Source organism: Terribacillus saccharophilus (assembly GCF_000725365.1).
GTDB classification, from domain to species: domain Bacteria; phylum Bacillota; class Bacilli; order Bacillales; family Amphibacillaceae; genus Terribacillus; species Terribacillus saccharophilus.
The window spans coordinates 1,251,686-1,270,116 of the sequence record NZ_CP008876.1 but is presented as its reverse complement, the minus strand read 5'-3'; the positions used below and the strand labels follow the sequence as shown (position 1 = coordinate 1,270,116).

The 18,431-nt window shown below is 45.3% G+C and carries 21 protein-coding genes; 2 read left to right on the top strand and 19 right to left on the bottom strand.

Going from position 1 to position 18,431, the window contains the following annotated elements:
• The first annotated feature begins 91 nt into the window (after window positions 1–91).
• Complete coding sequence (locus GZ22_RS06425) at window positions 92–313, top strand: DUF1128 domain-containing protein (RefSeq protein ID WP_038560108.1); 222 nt, start codon at window positions 92–94, stop codon at window positions 311–313.
• Between the two features lie 36 nt (window positions 314–349).
• On the opposite strand, the gene rnc is transcribed toward GZ22_RS06425, so the two are convergent.
• The 11 genes from rnc to GZ22_RS06370 form a co-directional block, all read right to left on the bottom strand.
• Window positions 350–1,033: a ribonuclease III gene (gene rnc / locus GZ22_RS06420; protein WP_038560105.1), complete on the bottom strand. Its 684-nt coding sequence runs from the start codon at window positions 1,031–1,033 to the stop codon at window positions 350–352.
• A 93-nt stretch (window positions 1,034–1,126) separates the two neighbouring features.
• Window positions 1,127–1,360 (bottom strand): acyl carrier protein, encoded by a 234-nt coding sequence (acpP, locus tag GZ22_RS06415; RefSeq protein ID WP_038560102.1) that lies wholly within the window; start codon window positions 1,358–1,360, stop codon window positions 1,127–1,129.
• 67 nt (window positions 1,361–1,427) lie between these two features.
• On the bottom strand, window positions 1,428–2,168 hold the full coding sequence (gene fabG, locus GZ22_RS06410) for a 3-oxoacyl-[acyl-carrier-protein] reductase (RefSeq protein ID WP_038560099.1): 741 nt from the start codon (window positions 2,166–2,168) through the stop codon (window positions 1,428–1,430).
• The gene (fabD, locus tag GZ22_RS06405; RefSeq protein ID WP_038560097.1) at window positions 2,169–3,119 is read right to left on the bottom strand and encodes an ACP S-malonyltransferase; all 951 of its coding nucleotides are present in this window, start codon (window positions 3,117–3,119) and stop codon (window positions 2,169–2,171) included.
• Window positions 3,116–4,129, bottom strand: coding sequence for a phosphate acyltransferase PlsX (gene plsX / locus GZ22_RS06400; protein ID WP_038560094.1), 1,014 nt, complete (start codon window positions 4,127–4,129; stop codon window positions 3,116–3,118). The genes fabD and plsX overlap by 4 nt, the downstream gene beginning before the upstream one ends.
• Before the next feature lie 3 nt (window positions 4,130–4,132).
• The gene (gene fapR / locus GZ22_RS06395) at window positions 4,133–4,702 is read right to left on the bottom strand and encodes a transcription factor FapR (protein WP_038560091.1); all 570 of its coding nucleotides are present in this window, start codon (window positions 4,700–4,702) and stop codon (window positions 4,133–4,135) included.
• 75 nt (window positions 4,703–4,777) lie between these two features.
• Window positions 4,778–6,814 (bottom strand): ATP-dependent DNA helicase RecG, encoded by a 2,037-nt coding sequence (recG, locus tag GZ22_RS06390; RefSeq protein ID WP_038560089.1) that lies wholly within the window; start codon window positions 6,812–6,814, stop codon window positions 4,778–4,780.
• 5 nt (window positions 6,815–6,819) lie between these two features.
• Window positions 6,820–7,704: an L-serine ammonia-lyase, iron-sulfur-dependent, subunit alpha gene (sdaAA, locus tag GZ22_RS06385; protein ID WP_093879862.1), complete on the bottom strand. Its 885-nt coding sequence runs from the start codon at window positions 7,702–7,704 to the stop codon at window positions 6,820–6,822.
• 15 nt (window positions 7,705–7,719) lie between these two features.
• Window positions 7,720–8,382, bottom strand: a complete 663-nt coding sequence (gene sdaAB / locus GZ22_RS06380) for an L-serine ammonia-lyase, iron-sulfur-dependent subunit beta (protein ID WP_038560084.1) — start codon at window positions 8,380–8,382, stop codon at window positions 7,720–7,722.
• A 97-nt stretch (window positions 8,383–8,479) separates the two neighbouring features.
• Window positions 8,480–10,126: a DAK2 domain-containing protein gene (locus GZ22_RS06375; protein ID WP_038560081.1), complete on the bottom strand. Its 1,647-nt coding sequence runs from the start codon at window positions 10,124–10,126 to the stop codon at window positions 8,480–8,482.
• 30 nt (window positions 10,127–10,156) lie between these two features.
• Complete coding sequence (locus GZ22_RS06370) at window positions 10,157–10,519, bottom strand: Asp23/Gls24 family envelope stress response protein (protein WP_038560079.1); 363 nt, start codon at window positions 10,517–10,519, stop codon at window positions 10,157–10,159.
• A gap of 219 nt (window positions 10,520–10,738) precedes the next feature.
• Between GZ22_RS06370 and rpmB the strand changes: the two genes are divergently transcribed.
• Window positions 10,739–10,927 (top strand): 50S ribosomal protein L28, encoded by a 189-nt coding sequence (gene rpmB, locus GZ22_RS06365; RefSeq protein ID WP_038560076.1) that lies wholly within the window; start codon window positions 10,739–10,741, stop codon window positions 10,925–10,927.
• Between the two features lie 83 nt (window positions 10,928–11,010).
• Here rpmB and spoVM read toward each other — a convergent pair whose 3' ends face one another.
• From spoVM to fmt, 8 genes are read right to left on the bottom strand one after another with little or no spacing between them, the layout of a single operon-like run.
• On the bottom strand, window positions 11,011–11,091 hold the full coding sequence (spoVM, locus tag GZ22_RS18200; RefSeq protein WP_077309667.1) for a stage V sporulation protein SpoVM: 81 nt from the start codon (window positions 11,089–11,091) through the stop codon (window positions 11,011–11,013).
• A gap of 47 nt (window positions 11,092–11,138) precedes the next feature.
• Window positions 11,139–11,783, bottom strand: coding sequence for a thiamine diphosphokinase (locus GZ22_RS06360; protein WP_038560074.1), 645 nt, complete (start codon window positions 11,781–11,783; stop codon window positions 11,139–11,141).
• Between the two features lie 3 nt (window positions 11,784–11,786).
• Entirely contained in the window at window positions 11,787–12,440 is a 654-nt protein-coding gene (gene rpe, locus GZ22_RS06355; protein WP_038565738.1) for a ribulose-phosphate 3-epimerase, read from the bottom strand.
• A gap of 2 nt (window positions 12,441–12,442) precedes the next feature.
• Complete coding sequence (rsgA, locus tag GZ22_RS06350; protein ID WP_038560071.1) at window positions 12,443–13,327, bottom strand: ribosome small subunit-dependent GTPase A; 885 nt, start codon at window positions 13,325–13,327, stop codon at window positions 12,443–12,445.
• Window positions 13,328–15,331, bottom strand: coding sequence for a Stk1 family PASTA domain-containing Ser/Thr kinase (gene pknB / locus GZ22_RS06345; RefSeq protein ID WP_038560069.1), 2,004 nt, complete (start codon window positions 15,329–15,331; stop codon window positions 13,328–13,330).
• A gap of 1 nt (window position 15,332) precedes the next feature.
• Window positions 15,333–16,088 (bottom strand): Stp1/IreP family PP2C-type Ser/Thr phosphatase, encoded by a 756-nt coding sequence (locus tag GZ22_RS06340; protein ID WP_038560065.1) that lies wholly within the window; start codon window positions 16,086–16,088, stop codon window positions 15,333–15,335.
• 59 nt (window positions 16,089–16,147) lie between these two features.
• On the bottom strand, window positions 16,148–17,491 hold the full coding sequence (gene rsmB / locus GZ22_RS06335; protein WP_038560063.1) for a 16S rRNA (cytosine(967)-C(5))-methyltransferase RsmB: 1,344 nt from the start codon (window positions 17,489–17,491) through the stop codon (window positions 16,148–16,150).
• On the bottom strand, window positions 17,478–18,428 hold the full coding sequence (gene fmt, locus GZ22_RS06330) for a methionyl-tRNA formyltransferase (RefSeq protein WP_038560060.1): 951 nt from the start codon (window positions 18,426–18,428) through the stop codon (window positions 17,478–17,480). Before fmt ends, rsmB begins: the two co-directional genes overlap by 14 nt.
• Window positions 18,429–18,431 lie beyond the last annotated feature (3 nt).

Here is an 18,431-nt window from a genome sequence, read left to right as displayed (position 1 = left end):
TTATTGGTTTCTCTTTTGTTTTTAACTTATTTATTTTATCATAAACTAAAGGTACATAATAGGTATCAATTACGTCAAAGGAGGCTCGTCCATGAAGCTCGAACAGGCATCAGAGGAGAATTTGTCCATCCTCATCAATGGCATCGCCGACCGGCTTGTTGTCGTCAACCGTTCCATCATGCAGCCAGAAGACTACCAGATTGAGAAGTACGATGATATTAAGTTTTTATATGATCATATTGAATCAAAAGGACAGCTCAGTGTATCTGAAACTGAAGCATTTATCCAGGAGCTGGCGAATTACCGAAAATAAAAAACGGCGGAGACTACTTGCTCTCCGCCGTTTTTTCTATTCAGTTAAAGCTTCCAAAGCAATACGGGCAGCCTGCTGTTCTGCTTCCTTTTTCGTCCGCCCTGCTCCTGTGCCGACAAGTTCCCCCTGAACCTTCAGCTCCGCAACGAATTCACGGCTATGGGCAGGACCTCTTTCATCAACGATCGTATACGTGATTACTTTATCTTTATCCTGCTGAATAACCTCTTGCAGTCTGCTCTTATAATCCATCGCATGTGAAAAAGCACCTTGGCTGATTTTTGGAAAGACGATTTTTTCGAAAAATCCGAGTACCACATCGAAATCCTGGTCAAGATACAAAGCACCGACAAATGCCTCGAACACATCAGCTAACAATGCAGGACGTGTTCTGCCCCCAGTGCGCTCTTCCCCTTTTCCGAGCAGCACATATGTACCAAGATCCATTTCTTTGGCGAAGAGTACGAGTGATTCCTCTCTGACTATAGCAGCACGAAGCTTCGTCATATTCCCTTCCGGCATATCAGGATAATGCTTGTACAGAAATTGTGATACACCAAGCTCCAATACAGCATCGCCAAGGAATTCCAATCGTTCGTTATCCGTCTTCTTCAGGTGACGATGTTCATTCACATAAGATGAATGGGTCAAGGCATTCTGCAACAAAGCTTCATCATGGAAATGGATTCCAAGCTTCTCCTGCAGTTTATATAAGCTCATTCTGCTGTCCCCACTTTCCATTTGTTGTGATGATGCGGAGAAAGTCCCGCCTACAAAGTGACGGGACTTTCTCCTATGCATCTTATTTAAATCTTACTGTTTGCTGTTTATGTAGTTTACAGCGTCGCCAACAGTAGCGATTTTTTCCGCATCTTCATCAGAAATTTCCATGTCGAATTGATCTTCCAATTCCATAACCAATTCCACAACATCAAGGGAATCTGCATCTAGATCTTCTTTGAAAGAAGCCTCTAGTGTTACTTTGGATTCGTCTACATCAAGACGATCAATAACGATTTGCTTTACTTGCTCGAATACATCTGCCATAGGAAATTCACCTCCCTTCGTTATTATAGGACATTTCGTCCTGGAAAACTACAATTTTTTCATTGTATTACATTACCATGCCGCCATCGATATGAATCGTTTGACCAGTAATGTAATTGCTATCTTCTGACGCAAGAAAACGAACGACACGCGAAACGTCTTCAGGCTTGCCTGGTTTACCAAGCGGAATCATGCTTTGCATCGCCTGCTTCTGCTCATCTGTCATTTCGTCCGTCATATCAGTCGTGATGAATCCTGGAGCAACAGCGTTCACAAGAACGTTTCGCGCAGCAAGCTCCTTAGCAGCCGTTTTCGTTAATCCGATGACTCCTGCTTTTGCAGCGACATAGTTAGCTTGCCCTGGATTACCGCTGACACCAACAATGCTCGCCACATTGATAATACGGCCAGCTTTTTGTTTCATCATTTGACGAGTTACTGCTTTCGTACAAAGAAATACACCTTTCAAATTAGTCTGGATGACTGCATCGAAATCTTCTTCCTTCATACGCATAAGCAAGTTATCTCGCGTAATACCAGCATTGTTTACTAGTATATCCAAACTACCGAATGCTTCAATAGTCCGCTTGACCATATCTTTTACGCTTTCTTCTTCTGCTACATTCGCTTGGATTACAATCGATTCCTGCCCAAGTGCACGGATTTCCTCTGCAACTGCCTCTGCTTTTTCTTTGCTTCCAGAATAGTTTACTGCAACGTTCACTCCATTACGCGCAAGTTCCAGGGCGATTTCTCTTCCGATTCCGCGTGATGCACCTGTAACTAGTGCTGCTTTACCTGATAGCATTTATTCTTCCTCCTTGTACCACGTCAAGAATGCTTGCAATGATTCGGGATCTTGAACATTGAAAGTTGTTGTGCGGCGGTTGATCTTCTTCACTAATCCGCTTAGCACTTTACCAGATCCCACTTCGACAATGGCATCCAGTTCGTCATTTTGAAGCATATTGACCACAGTCTCTTCAAAACGAACCGGTGAGTACAACTGCTGTACAAGCAGCTGCTCGATCTCTTTCTGATCTAGTACTTTTTCTGCTGTTACGTTTGCATAAACAGGAATTGATGCATCAGCTTTCTCCACGTCTGCAAGTTCAGACGCGAATTCCTCAGCAGCTTGTTTCATCAGCCTGGAGTGGAACGGACCGCTGACATTCAGCGGAAGCACACGTTTAGCTCCAGCTTCTTTCAAAAGCGGCTCTGCAAGTTCGATTCCTTTTTTCGTACCCGAAATTACAATCTGACCTGGGCAGTTGATATTCGCTGCATCAACAATTTCGCCATGCTCCGTATCAACTGTTTGAAGAGCAGTCTTGATGTCTTCCAAACTTAGACCTAATACTGCAGCCATGGAACCCTGTCCTGACGGATAAGCTTTTTCCATCAGCTGACCACGCTTGTTAACAAGCACAGCAGCTTCTTCTGCACGGAAAACGCCAGCTGCAACAAGTGCACTGTATTCTCCTAAGCTGTGTCCGGCCGTAACGACTGGTCTAACACCTTCATTTTGCAATACCTGATAGATAGCAGCACTTGTCAGAAGCAATGCTGGCTGTGCATTCTCTGTCTTCGTCAGTTCTTCTGCCGGTCCCTCGAACATTAAGGGTGTAATTGGCTGTGGCAATAATTCGTCTGCCGCTTGGAAAAGACTTTTCACTTCATCATATTCGTTGTACATTTCCTGACCCATGCCTACTGCTTGTGAGCCTTGTCCAGGAAACACAAAAGCTACTCGTTTCACTTAACGTCCTCCTCGTCTTTCTTCATGCTCTGAATCGTATCTTGGATAATTCCTGTTACATTATTTTCTGCCATTTGCTTTGTTTGCAGGATAGCAACTTGGATGGCACGCGCATTGGAGGAACCATGCGCCTTCACAAAAGGTGCAGCAAGGCCAAACAAAGCAGCACCGCCATATTCCGCATATTCTGTGCTAGCTTTGATTTCCTTCAGCTGTGGTTTCATCATAGCTGCCGCAAGCTTTGTCTTCGTGTTCTTTAAGAAAGCCTTCTTGATTGTCGTAAAGAACATCGAAGCTGCTCCTTCTATTGTTTTCAGGGCGATGTTACCGCTAAAGCCGTCCGTCACAACAACATCAAAATCTCCGGAAAGAAAATCTCGGCCTTCTACATTACCAATAAAGTTTATTGGTGCATTACTGAGAAGCTCGAAAGCTTTCTTCGTAAGATCATTACCCTTTCCTTCTTCCGTACCTACATTGAGCAATCCTACTCGAGGATTTTTGATTCCGCGAACTTTCTCCGCATAGATGGAGCCCATTACGCCGTATTGTAATAGATGGTTCGCTTTGGCGTCAATATTGGCACCAACATCAAGCAGGACAAATCCTTTTCCATCCACCGTCGGAAGAGTTGGCGACAGTGCTGGCCGCTCGATGCCTTTAATACGGCCGACTATCATAAGACCTGCCGTCATAAGGGCACCTGTATTTCCCGCTGAAACACAAGCATCGGCACGGCCTTCTTTTACTTCCTGAGCAGTCAGTACAAGTGATGACTGCTTCTTGCGCCGAATTGCCCGGACAGGTTCGTCATCTGCTGTAATGTACTCCTCTGTATGTATAATCCGGATATTCGCCGGACGAATCTCGCCGAGATGTGGTTCGATCTTGCTTTGATCTCCAACCAGTGTCAGCTCCAAGGATGCATCCTCTGTAGCTGCTAGCACGGCACCTTTGACTATTTCTTCCGGTGCGTTGTCGCCACCCATTGCGTCGATTGCAATTCGCATAACTTATTTCCCTTCTTTCACGCTCGAGCGGAACATCTCGAACGTACCTTTAAATACTTCTTCTTGATCAACAGCACTATCCACTTGGATGATCGTCCGCTTCCTGTCCTGACGAATAACTTTCGCTTTGGCTACTACCCGCTCATGGAGTTTCACCTGTCTTGTAAAGGTGATTTCCGAGTGGAAAGTAAGTGCGAACGGATCATCAATCAGCGCGACCGCCAAGGAATTGGCCTGCGCAAACAGATGATGCCCTCTGGCAATCTGATTTCGTGTGAAAACATGCTCCGGTTTAATATCCAATATACTTATCGCCCGATCATCTAACTCTAGGTCAATGATTTCACCAATTACCTCATCAATGTTGATGCTTTTCACGGTTTCATCCCACTGTGAATGAGCGACGTGCTTAATCCGTTCCCGCAGCTCCGGAATTGTCAGTTCCATTCGGTCCAATCGGATTGTTTGGATACTGACAGCAAATTTCTTTGCCAATTCCTCGTCTGTTATAAACGGTGTTTTTTCGATTGTTTCCCGCAGTAAGTCCTGTCTGTCTTTTTTGCTTCTTCTCATCTCTCCACCGCCAAAATTAAGACTAGGTACTAAAAGTAATATATAATAGCAGACCAGAATTTGCAACAGCCGTTTTTAGTCGAGCACATTCCCGTTCAGCGCAAACTCTGTATCCAACGCTTGCAATAAATTGCGGTAAGCCGGGTCATTTTCCAGTCTTTCTTCTGCAATGATTTGCTCCGCATCCTTACGCGCTGTTTCCAGTGCCCGGTAGTCGTGCACCATATCGCCAACCTTGAATTCCGGTATCCCGCTCTGCTTTTTACCAAAGAAATCACCAGGACCCCGAAGCTGCAAATCCTGTTCGGACAGCTCGAATCCGTTCGTTGTTTCTGTCATGATGCGCATACGTTCTTTTCCGATTTCCCCTTTTGGTTCGGCAATCAAGATACAGTAACTTTGCGCATCCCCACGACCTACTCGTCCCCGCAGCTGATGCAGCTGGGATAGCCCGAAGCGCTCTGCATCATAGATGATCATCAGCGTAGCATTCGGAACGTTCACACCAACTTCCACTACTGTGGTAGACACAAGAACTTGAGTTTCATTGTCGGCGAATTCTTTCATTACCGCGTCTTTTTCATCAGATGGCAAACGTCCATGCATGAGTCCGACACGAATATCCGGCTCAAAAACAGCAGAAAGCATTTGATGCAGATCGACAGCATTCTGGATATCCAGCTTGTCCGATTCTTCGATCAGCGGGCTTATAACATACGCCTGATGACCGGCTGCGACTTCTTTCCGGATGAAATCCAGCACCCGATCTATCGTATTTTCTTTTACCCAATATGTTTCTATTTCTTTACGCCCAGCTGGCATTTCATCAATAGCCGACACATCCATATCGCCGAATGCAGTAATGGCCAGTGTCCTTGGAATCGGAGTAGCAGTCATGAATAAAACATCGGGATGAAGACCTTTATCACGAAGTGTTCGGCGCTGTGCAACGCCAAATCGATGCTGTTCGTCAACTATAGCTAGAGCAAGATTTTTAAAATGCACTTCATCCTGGATCAGCGCGTGTGTACCGACAACAATGTCCACTTCCCCATTTACAATCTGTTCGAGGACCGCTTTCCGGCGTTTGCCTTTGACACTTCCAGTAAGCAGTGCTACTGTGGCGAATCCTTCCAGCATATTAGCTAAAGACTGCGCGTGCTGTTCTGCTAAAATCTCTGTCGGGACCATAATTGCGCCCTGTTTACCTGCTGTAACTGCCGCATAAAGCGCAACAGCTGCAACAGCTGTTTTACCAGATCCAACATCCCCTTGTAAAAGGCGGTTCATTCGGTAAGAAGAATGTAAATCCCGCATAATATCCTTCAGCACACGCTGCTGGGCGTTCGTCAACGTAAAAGGAAGAGTGGTTACAAAAGCTTGTACCTTCTCTTGATCATACGCTAAGCTGCCTCCAGCAGACGCTTCCCGTTTTTGTTTTCGGATAAATTGCATTTTCAGCTGGAACAATAAAAATTCTTCGTATGTGAATCGTCTACGACCATGAGCCAGCGCTTGTCTGTCAGGCGGAAAATGCATATAATGCAATGCCGTTTTTCGGTCTGGCATTTTATAAGCTGCTAAAAAGGATGCTGGAAGAATTTCCGCGATGTCTTCCTCATACTGTTCCAACGCCTGCTTTACGCTTTTTTGCAGCTGTCGTACTGTAACTGTACCTTTCACACCGTAAACAGGCTGAACAGGAGTCAGCTCATCTGCTCCGCCAACTTTGAAGTTGCTGACAGTAAGCTGCAGACGATGCTGATCCCACTTGCCTGTCATTGTCACCTTTTTGCCCGGCATAAGCTGTTTCTGGGCAAATGCCCGATTGAACATGATCGCCTTCACTGCAACATTCTCCACTAGGAGCGTTACAGTTAGTTTGTTCTTTTTCCGTCCATAATATTGCACTTGAGCCGGTGAGGTGATTTCACCTTCAATCGTCACTTTATCATCATGAATCAGTTCAGCTAACGGCTGGACATCGAAGACATCATACCGATACGGCAGATGAAAAAGGAGATCTTCGACTGTGAAGATCCCCATATTCGCCAATCCTTCCGCAAGCTTTGCACCGATTCCCTTGACTTGATCAACCGGTTGCTTTAACACATTCCTCACTCTTTCCCTTTCGTAATCCCGTATATCATATCTGCCAAACGGCGTCCGGTCGGCGTAGCAGCCAACCCGCCTTCAGCTGTTTCCCGAAGTGCTGATGGCATACTCTTACCGATCCGGTACATAGCTCCAATCACTTCATCACAAGGTATCCTGCTTGTGATACCCGCCAATGCCATGTCAGCAGATACGATTGCATTAGAAGCCCCGGCTGCATTTCGTTTGATACAAGGCACTTCTACCAGGCCAGCAACTGGATCACATACAAGACCAAGCATGTTTTTTAACGTTATTGCAAACGCTTCGGAACTTTGTTCTGGTGTTCCTCCAGCCATTTCTACCACAGCCGCACTAGCCATCGCAGCAGCCGAGCCTACTTCAGCCTGACAACCGCCTTCAGCACCACTGATGGATGCATTGTTGGCGACAACAAATCCAAATGCTCCTGCTGTGAACAGGAAACGGATCATTTGCTCACGAGTCGGATTCAGTCTTTCTTTAACAGCGAATAACGCTCCCGGCACACAGCCCGCACTTCCTGCTGTTGGTGTGGCGCAGATCATTCCCATCGCTGCATTCACTTCGTTGGTTGCAACAGCTTTACTTACGGCATCTAAAAGCAGATGACCAGAAAGGGTGTTGCCTTTCGCCATATACTGCTGAAGCAAAACAGCATCATTTCCTGTCAAACCAGAGTGGGATGTAACTCCCTTCAACCCGCGTTCTACTGCTTCTTCCATAATTTGCAGGTTCCGTTCCATCTGCCCCATAACTTCTTCACGGGAACGCTGATGTATATCCATTTCCTGGCGTATCATAACTTCCGAAATGGATATACTGTCTGCATTCGCTTGTTCAAGCAATTCCGCTACATTGCGAAACATATTCATTCCTCCTGTTTAATTGATCAAGCGGGATACACGGTTGATGTGCGAAGCTTTTTCTAAAACTTGCATCACATCATCCTCCACGTTTTGATCCGTCTCGATCACCATGAGCGCATCCTTTCCGACATCCTTACGGGAAACTTCCATATGCGCTATATTTATTTCGTGCCTCGCTAAAATTTGAGTCACGGAAGCTATCGCGCCAAAGCGATCATTATGCATAATCAAAATAGCGGGCTTATTACCTGACATACGCAGTTCAAAGCCATTTAGCTCTGTAATTTCTACTTTTCCGCCGCCGATAGAAATACCGACCAGCTCCATGCTGCTGTCATCTGTCCCAAGCTTTATTCTTGCAGTGTTTGGATGTTCTGTAGCAGCTGTATCTTCAATGAATTCGATTTTCATATTGTGTTTTTCGGCTGTTTCCAATGCGAACCTGATTCGATCATCATCTGTATCATAGCCAAGCAAACCACCAGCAATAGCTAAGTCCGTACCATGACCGCGATACGTTTTCGCAAATGATCCATAAAGATGTACCGTCGCCCAAGTCGGCTGTAGTCCGAAAATGAGTCTTGCGGCGCGGCCAATACGGGCAGCCCCGGCAGTATGCGAACTAGATGGACCGACCATGACCGGTCCAATAATATCGAATACGGATTGATATTTCATAGGCTCACTCCTTCTTCTTCTATTTTAGCATGTATCACACATATGTTCCTACTAGAACCAATGAAAAAAGCTCCCGTTAAGGAGCCTTTCCCCATCATTATTCAACTGCGACCAAGTACGTGTAGACAGGCTGATTTCCTTCATGAATCTCGAGTTCCGCTTCAGGGAATTTCCCTTCAACAAAATCCTCCAAGCGATCATCAGTATCTTCCGCGTCTTCACCGCGAATAACTGTTATCAATTCATCTTCTTCACTGACCATTTTCTCAAGCAGCAGCTCTAAGGCTTCTTCTGCGTCAGAAGCTGCTGCAATGATTTTACTTTCCTGGATAGCTATGAATTGTCCTTCTTTAATTGATACGCCTTCGATTGTCGTATCACGAACAGCATGTGTCACTTGTCCGGATTTCACTTGTGAAATGGCTTCTTTCATAGCCTCAGCATTGCCATCTGATTGCTGGGTAGCATCGAAAGCAAGCAACGAACGCATACCCTGCGGTATCGTTTTTGTCGGAACTACAAACACCTGCTCCTCTGCCATTTGGGCTGCTTGTTCAGCAGCCATGATGATATTCTTATTATTAGGCAAAATATAGACAGAGTCCGCGTTAGCAGTTTTAATGGCGTCAGTGATGTCCTGTGTGCTAGGGTTCATTGTCTGTCCGCCCGAGATGACGACATTTGCACCAAGGCTCTCAAACAATGCTTTGACACCTTCTCCCATTGCAACTGTCACAATGGCATGCTGATTGCGTTCCTTCTTTTCTTTTTTACCAACAATAGCTGCATGCTGTTCACGCATGTTTTCTATTTTCATGTTGATCAGACTGCCGAATGCTTGACTATATGTCATCACTTCACCTGGATACTCGGTATGAATATGGACCTTTACGACATCTTCATCCGCGACAACAAGTAAGGAGTCTCCTCGACCGTTCAATTCCTCACGATAAGCCTGCTCATCGAAAGGATGTTCCTGAAGCTTGTCCGCTTCGAATTTGACCATAAATTCGGTGCAATAGCCATACGTGATATCAGCTGTATCCAAAAAATCCTGCGCTTGCTTGTGATGCTCCGCACTGACGAGATTCTCCATCTTGCCATGCTGCACCTCAGCAGGCAGTTCTTCTCCTGTCAGAGCTGCAAGGAATCCTTCATAAACAGTAACCAAGCCCTGGCCCCCACTGTCAACAACACCGACTTCCTTTAGAACAGGAAGGAGATCAGGAGTACGACTTAGACTTTCCTTGGCAGATTTCACGACATACCTGAATAACTCTATTGAATCAGCTTCAGTTTTTGATTTTTCTACCGCAGCGGCTGCAGCATCTTTTGCTACAGTAAGAATCGTCCCTTCCACTGGCTTCATGACGGCTTTATAAGCCGATTTGACACCAGCATCCAGCGCATGGGCAAGCTTGCCTGCTGTCAGATCCTTTTGCCCTTCCAATGCTTTGGCAAAGCCACGGAAAAGCTGAGAGAGAATAACGCCAGAGTTGCCTCTTGCTCCCATCAGCAGACCTTTGGCAAAGGCCGCAGCAAGTACACCGACTTCTTGACTGTCAGCTTCTTGAACAGCCTTTGCCCCAGACGTTATTGTCAAATTCATGTTTGTACCTGTATCGCCATCCGGCACGGGAAATACATTCAGCGCATCTATCGTCTTAGCGTTATTCGCCAGATGATTTGCACCAGTCAGAAGCATCCCCGCAAATGTCTTTCCATCCACATTTCCAACACTCAAACTGTTTCCTCCTTAAATCTGCCGGCTATCTTAGTCTGCAGAAACACTGACGCCTTGTATATAAATGTTCACAGAGCTCGTCAGTACGCCCAATGCCCGATCCAATGTATATTTCACTTGGGATTGCACATTATGTGCAACCTCGGATATCTTCGTTCCATAACTTACAATAATATGTAAGTCGATCTGGACTTTGTTGTCCGCCTGGGTTACAACTATCCCTTTCGAGTAGTTCTCCCTGCGGAGAATTTCTGCTATGCCGTCACGTAATTGATGTCTGGAAGCCATACCAACGATGCCATAGCATTTTACCGCGGCACTTCCAGCCAATGTTGCGATCACATCCGTGGCGATCGTAATACTTCCATCTTCTGTAGTCAGATGAAGGGTCATACGGCTCCTCCTAACGCTTCTCAAATCTATCCCTACTATACTATATGGAAACTCTATTTGAAAGCGGATTAAAAATAGCCCTTTTTACAATGCCAGCTAAACAGTTTACTGTCAAGTAATTTTTCTTGATATATTTTTGTTAGATTATTGCATTACGTGCCGAGTTGTGATAAATTTGTTTAGTGTTAAAAATTAACTCGTAATATTAGGAGGGATAACATGGGACGCAAATGTGTAATCACAGGACGTACTACTCGTTCTGGTAATGCTCGTTCTCATGCCATGAACGCTAATAAACGTACTTGGAAAGCAAACGTTCAAAAAGTTCGCATTCTTGTTGATGGTAAACCTAAAAAAGTTTACGTTTCAGCTCGTGCACTTAAAAAAGGTAACATCGAACGCGTATAAATAGCATTTCTAAAATACTTTTATGGTAGCATTCGCATGCGACAAAAAAAGCACCCTTTCTCGAAAGGAGTGCTTTTTTTGTGCTAATCTTTTTTAAACGTTCCGATAATGACGCGGACGAAGCCACCGATGAACCTCGGGAGTTTAAAGGTATAAAATTTCATAAGATCCCCTTCCTCCTTTTTCCTGAGCAGCCTAAACGCTGTAGCTTTTAAACATCCTTGCTCTTTATCATTATTACTATGCCTGAAGCAAATGAATAAGTACCAGATTGTGCAACAAGCTCATTAGAGATGGACAATGTTTCTCCCCAATGGATTGAAGCATCTGTTAAAGGATATTTAAAGCCAGTCAAGGTTAGACCATTAACTTGCTCAGAGAAGGAAAGAAATGATATATAACGATATGTATCATCTTGTTCTATCCGGTATGTACCAGGTCGGTGCAATCGAATATTATTCTGCCAATCGATAATGACTGCTTGCTCGAAACTGTCAAGCAGGCGGTAAAGCATCTGAATGTTTATTAGTTCATGATCAAGTCTTCCGCCGGTCACCCCATACACAGCCACATCAGTAGCACCCAATTCTTCTGCTTTCCGGATGGCGAGTTCAAAATCCGTTTCATCTTTTTCAGGTGGATAAACCAGCATCTGATCAGCGTATCGACGGATCGTAACCAGTTCTTCTTCCGATACAGAATCAAAATCACCAATTGCCACCTTCATCCGGATGCCCGCAGATGCCAGCGCTAGTGCTCCCGCATCTGCTCCAATCCAAATATGATGATGTTCAGGATATAAATCCGGCAGTCTACCCGCGCCGCCGACAAGCCCGATACTAAGCTTGGTACTCATACGTTATTCAGCCGCTTCCCGGATTGCTGCAATCGCCGCAGCCCGATCTTCCTGATTATAGACAGCACTTCCGGCAACTAGCACGTCCGCACCTGCATTTGTACATAGTCCCGCCGTTTCAATATTCACACCGCCATCAATCTCGATTTCAAAGTCGAGCTCGAGTGCTTCGCGAAGACTAGACAGCTCTTCTACTTTCTTCAACACGGAAGGAATAAATCGTTGGCCGCCAAAGCCTGGGTTCACCGTCATCAATAACACCATATCCAACTCTGGCAAGATCTCTTCAATCAAGCTTACTGGAGTGGCAGGATTCAATACAACACCGGCTTTAACTCCTTGCTCTTTGATCATCATGATTGTACGATGCAAATGAACACATGCCTCTTGGTGGACTGTAATGATATCCGCTCCCGCCTTGATGAATGCATCAATGTATTGATCTGGGTTTTCGATCATCAAATGTACATCAAGGGGCAGCTTAGTCACAGGACGAATCGCCTCCACAATAAGGGGACCGATTGTAATATTCGGGACAAAATGACCGTCCATTACATCGACATGGATGTAGTCGGCTCCGCCTTTTTCTACATCCCGAATTTCATTTGCCAAATTTGCGAAGTCAGCTGAAAGAATAGATGGTGCGATTTTCGTCATCATTAATACCTCGGCTTTCTCGATTTGATTTCCTCTAGGAACTGCAGATAATGTGTGTAACGGTATTCAGGAATCTCTCCTGATTCGACTGCGTCCTTTACCGCACATTTTGGTTCCTTGTGATGCATACAGCCTCTAAATTTACAGTCGTCTTCACGCTCCCTGAATTCAGGGAAACAAGATGGCAGCTCTTCGGCTTCCAATTCGGTGAACTCCAATGAGCTGAATCCAGGTGTGTCCGCAACAAGTCCGCCGCCGATTGGTATAAGCTCCACATGTCTTGTCGTATGGCGCCCGCGCCCTAGACTTTCAGATATCTCATTTGTTTCTAAGTCCAGGCGCGGATCGATAGCGTTCAGCATTGAAGACTTGCCCACACCAGATTGCCCTGCGATAACCGAAATCTTGTCTTTCATGTGCAGCTGTACTTGTTCTAAATTAGTTTCTTCTTTGGAAGATAACATCTCAACTGAATAGCCAATCTGTTGATAATCCTTTTTAAACGCTTCGATTCTGGCCAATTGATCTGCTGACAGCATGTCCATTTTTGTAATGAAAATAACTGGCTCGATAGCTTTTGACTCTACTAGTACAAGGAAGCGGTCAAGCAATGCTGTGCTGAAATCTGGCTGAGCTGCTGATGTTACGATGATCGCCTGATCGATATTGGCGATTGGGGGCCTGACTAGCTCATTCTTCCGCGGACCAACATCCAGCACATAGCCTTCTTGCTTTGTCTCCGCTTCGAATTCCACTTGATCACCGACCAGCGGCGTTATTTTTTGTTTGCGGAATACCCCTCTGCCACGGCATTGATAGGTTTCTCCGTCTTCTGTAAGCACATAGTAAAACCCACTCAGTGCTTTCATGATCTTACCTGATGGCATTTATTCACCTTCCCTGTCTTCATACGGAACCGTTTTTTCCAAAACTACTTCATCATCACGCAATATACGATATTCAGCTTCTCCGCCAGCCGGTATGCTGAGAGTCAGCGTAATTTCCTCGTCTTCTGTAATAGCACGTTCATCATAAAGCTCAGTCACATCATGGTCTGCGTCACCAACATAGATCTGAACTATCTGAGGGACTGGATCTTCCTCTGTTTCTTCGGTCTGTTCGTCTTCGCCTGTCTGTGTTTCATCAGGCTCATAAGGAACAGTGAAGGTAACCGTGTGCGTCGCAGGAGGCAAATTCTCCGGACCAGTTGATACGTACAGATCGACACTGCCATTTTCTTCAATCGATTGGCCTGAGCCTGGATCATGCCGGATTACAATACCCTCCTCGACTTCATTTGAAGGCTGTTCAATGAAATTACCATCTAAATCATTCTTGTCTAAATAAGATTGTGCTTCTTCTTCCGTCATACCAGTCAAATCTGTGAGCGTCACCGCTTCTGGCCCTTTGCTTACTTCAAAGATGACAGTTGTATCCTCCGGAACCACTTTTGTTCCTGCTTGAGGCTGGATTTGGGATATGATTGTACCAACAGGTTGATCAGAGAACTCCTCGTAAGATCGTACATTCTTATATCCCTTATCATCCAATAGTTTTTCCACTTGAGAGAACGACTTGCCTTCGTAATCATCAAATTCTTCTTTTTCTTTGCCGATACTTGTATATACCGTCACACTGGAGCCTTCCTTAATCTTACTGCCTGCTGACGGATCTGTTTTAACGACACTTCCCTCTTCTACAGTATCAGATGCGGTTGCTTCCCGTTTTACGTGAAGATCCAGATCGGATAACTTATCGACTGCATCTGCATAGGAATCATTTCTCACGTCAATCATCGTAACTTCTTTCGGCGTCGTAGCAAGCACGATGCCTATTCCTGTACCTGCAAGCAATAAGAGGATGACAATTAGCCATATAAACACTTTCAATCGTTTCTTCTTCTTTTTTGGCTTTTTCTGCTCTTCTTGTTTCGGTGGATTTGTATGACCGTTATGTACGATCGTATCAGCTAATGATGCTTTGTTCAGATCCTTCTCTGAAATAATCGGGATCGCTTTCGTTGTGTCGCCATCTTCCTTAGGAGGAGCATAACGCTCTTCGTTTGCCCTGGACGGATCCAGACATGTTTCTAAATCTGTCTCCATATCATATGTGCTCATGTAGCGGTAAAAAGGATCCTTCGTCGTGGCCTTCAAAACAATATTCTCGACACTTTGCGGAATATCGCCAGCCCAGCGTCTGACAGATGGCGTGTCAGTCTGTAAATGCTTTAGAGCAATACTGACAGCAGACTCACCGGAAAATGGAAGACGGCCGGTAAGTAATTCGAACATGACAATACCGAGAGAATAGACATCGGACTTCTTGGTAGCTATGCCCCCCCTTGCCTGTTCTGGTGACAAATAGTGCACAGATCCCAGCATGGCATTCGTCTGGGTTAATGACGTTGCACTCAGTGCAGTAGCTATACCGAAGTCGGTCACTTTTACTTTTCCATAATCATCAATCAGGATATTTTGCGGTTTGATGTCACGATGAACGATTCCGTTTACGTGTGCATGTGAAATCGCGGAAGTGACTTGTTTCATAATATCGACTGTATCTGGCACCACAATAGAACCATGAGTCTGTATGTATTGCTTCAATGTCATTCCGCTGACATATTCCATGATCATATAGTAGATGCCATCCTCATCTCCCACATCATAAATCGTAACGATATTTGGATGTGAAAGACTAGTTGCCGCATGGGCTTCCCGATGGAACCTTGCAATGAATTCATCATCGTTTGCATATTCCAGCTTCAGGACTTTAATGGCGACTTCGCGATCGAGGATGATATCCTGGCCAAGATAAACATTTGCCATACCGCCTCCGCCGATCAGACGGTGAATTTCGTACCGTTCATTCAGCGTACGTCCTTCGAGCATGCTATGCACCCTCCCGGACAGGTGTATCAGCCAAATCAGCGATAATCAGGGAGATATTATCTTCTCCGCCTCGCTCATTGGCAACCGTCACGAGCTGCGAAGCGATATGTTCGATCTCTTCTCCAGATGTGAGGTACTGCAAAAGCTCCTGCTTGTCGAATTTGTTTGATAGCCCATCTGAGCACAAAAGCAAACGATCTCCTGCTTCCCAAGTGATTGACACTAAGTCCATTTCCACATCTTTATCAGTTCCAAGTGCACGCAGCAGGACATTCTTACGGGGATGGTGCTCGGCATCTTGTTCTGTTATTTCACCAGATCGGACCAGTTCATTTACAAGGGAATGATCCTGTGTCACTTGTTTGAACCCTTCTTCATTCAACAAATAACAGCGGCTATCCCCAATATGGGCGATTGTAACAAAATCATCTGTACATACTGCGGCTACAATCGTCGTCCCCATACCTGCCAATTCTTCACTCTGACGTGATTCTTCATACACACTTAGATTGACATCTTTGATTGCTTGCTTGATAGCCTCTTCTGTCTTTTGCGGAGAATCGAAGGAAGCAGCAGTCTCCCACCAGTTGCGTAAATGGGAAATAGCTAGCTGACTGGCGACATCACCTGCTTTATGTCCGCCCATACCATCGGCAATGACAGCAAGATATTGGGCATGGGAATTGGAGAATACCCCGCCTGCATCTTCGTTATGACTTCTGATCTGACCACGATCGGTAATGAAAAAACCTCTCACGCTTCTCACCTCATCTATATGCAGTCTGTTTGCTGCTCCAAATTTATCCTACCACATTTTTACCCTTTTCTAACAAGTCGGACAAGGAAAAAGCCATCGGTATCAAAATCCTGCGGGAATACTTGCAAACCAGCATCGGTAAGACCAGGAGCATTCTTAACAGCTTGCGGCAAATCAGCCTGGAATTCTGGATCGACTTCGAAATTCGGATGCTGCTCTAAAAATGCTCGGACAACTTGTTCGTTTTCTGCTTGATCAACTGTACAGGTACTGTACAATAGCTTTCCGTCTTTTTTCAAAAGCGGAGCTACCTGTTCCAGCAGATCAGCCTGAATCGAAGCAAGTGACAAAACGTCTTGTTCCGATTTATGGTACTTAATATCCGGTTTTCCTCTAAGTACGCCCAAACCAGAGCAAGGAGCATCAAGCAAGATACGATCAAAACTCTCTGGCTGGTGCCGCTCCTGCAAGTTACGTGCATCTGCCTGATTGGATTCGATTATTGTCAGATTGAGCTTCTCTGCTTTTTGCTGAACCTGCTTCGCTTTCTTAGCATGCAAATCATACGCATAAAGCTTGCCCTCATTCTCCATTGTTTCTGCAATATGTGTCGTCTTTCCGCCCGGTGCACTGCATGCATCCAGTACAGTCATACCGGCTGCTGCATCAACCATCTGACCAGCTAGCATACTCGTCTGATCTTGGACAGTCACTTGATTGGAAAGGAACAAATCACTTTTCAGGATATTCCCATCTTCTACGATAATCCCTTGCGGATTGATGTTGGAAGGACGAACAGTAAATCCTTGAGACTCCAGTTCTTCCATCGCTTCATCGCGTGTTATCAGCATGGGCTGTACGCGCACACTTATTGGTTTCTCCACTTGGTTTACCGCACACATTTCACGAGCTGTCTTCTCTCCATATTGTGCAATCCAGCGCTGGACAAGCCATTTTGGATGACTCGTTTCCAGCGAAATACGCTCTGCTGGGTCTTGGATGTCATCCAATTTAGGGAATCCTTTTCGCTGTGCATTACGCAGTACAGCATTTACAAGCGATGCGATACCTTTATGCCCCCGTTGCTTAGCAATTTCAACGGATTCGTGGATAACGGCATGGTCAGGCACCCTGTCCAATACGTACATTTGGTAGAAAGCAGATAGCAAAAGCCATTTCGCCCATGATTCCAATTTCTTTGTTACAAAATGACGAAGAAAATATTCTAATGTCAGTTTATAAGATAATGTTCCATAAACGATTTCGGTTAGCAGTCCTGTATCTCTGCTGTCAAAACCTTTATTACGGATTGTCTGATCCAGCAGCAAATGACTGTAGCCGCCCTGATCTCCAATACGAGATAACAATGTAACAGCTGTATCACGGAGTTCATACTTCTTCATGCTGGCCCAACCTTTCTCCAGCTTGCAATTCTTTACCAACACCGCGCAGATAATCTGCTGCAGTCATTTGTTTTTTACCCGCTGGCTGTACCTGTGTTAATTTGACTGCTGTATTGTTTCCGCAAACTACGATAATGCCATCGGCTTCAATGCTAGCAATCTCTCCTGGCGCTCCATCATATTCACTGTCCAGAAGTTCACTCCACCAAATCTTGAAAGGCTTGTCCTTGTAGGTCGTGAAAGCCACCGGCCACGGATGCATGCCTCGGATATGATTGAAAACTTCCCAATTGGATCGGTTCCACTCAATCACTTCTTGCTCACGTTTAATTGTTGGAGCAAATGTGACTTTTTCTTCGTCCTGTTTGATTGGATTTACGGAACGAGAAAAGATATCTGGAAGAATATCATGAACCATTTCCGCTCCAAGCGTTGCTAATTTATCATGCATCGTTCCTACATGATCTTGCAATGTAATTGGTACCGCACGCTGCAGCAGCATATCGCCGGCATCCAGTTTTTCGACCATATACATGATAGTAACGCCAGTCTCAGCTTTTCCTTGCTGAATAGCATAATGGATCGGAGCACCGCCTCGAAGTTCTGGCAGCAAACTAGCATGAACATTGATACATCCAAATTTCGGATAATCAAGCAGCTCCTTCGGCAATATCTGTCCAAACGCAGCCGTTACGATCAAATCCGGCTCATAGGAGAATATTTCTTCATAACTTTGCTTGATTTTTTCTGGCTGATAAACCGGAATTCCGTGCTTGAGAGCTTCCTCCTTCACAGGTGAACTGGTGAGGATGCGCTTGCGGCCTTTCGGGCGGTCAGGCTGGGTGACAACAAGCACCACCTCGCAATCTTCCTCCGTCAGCTGTTTAAGTACAGGTACTGCAAAATCTGGTGTACCCATGAATACGATTCGTTTCATTCA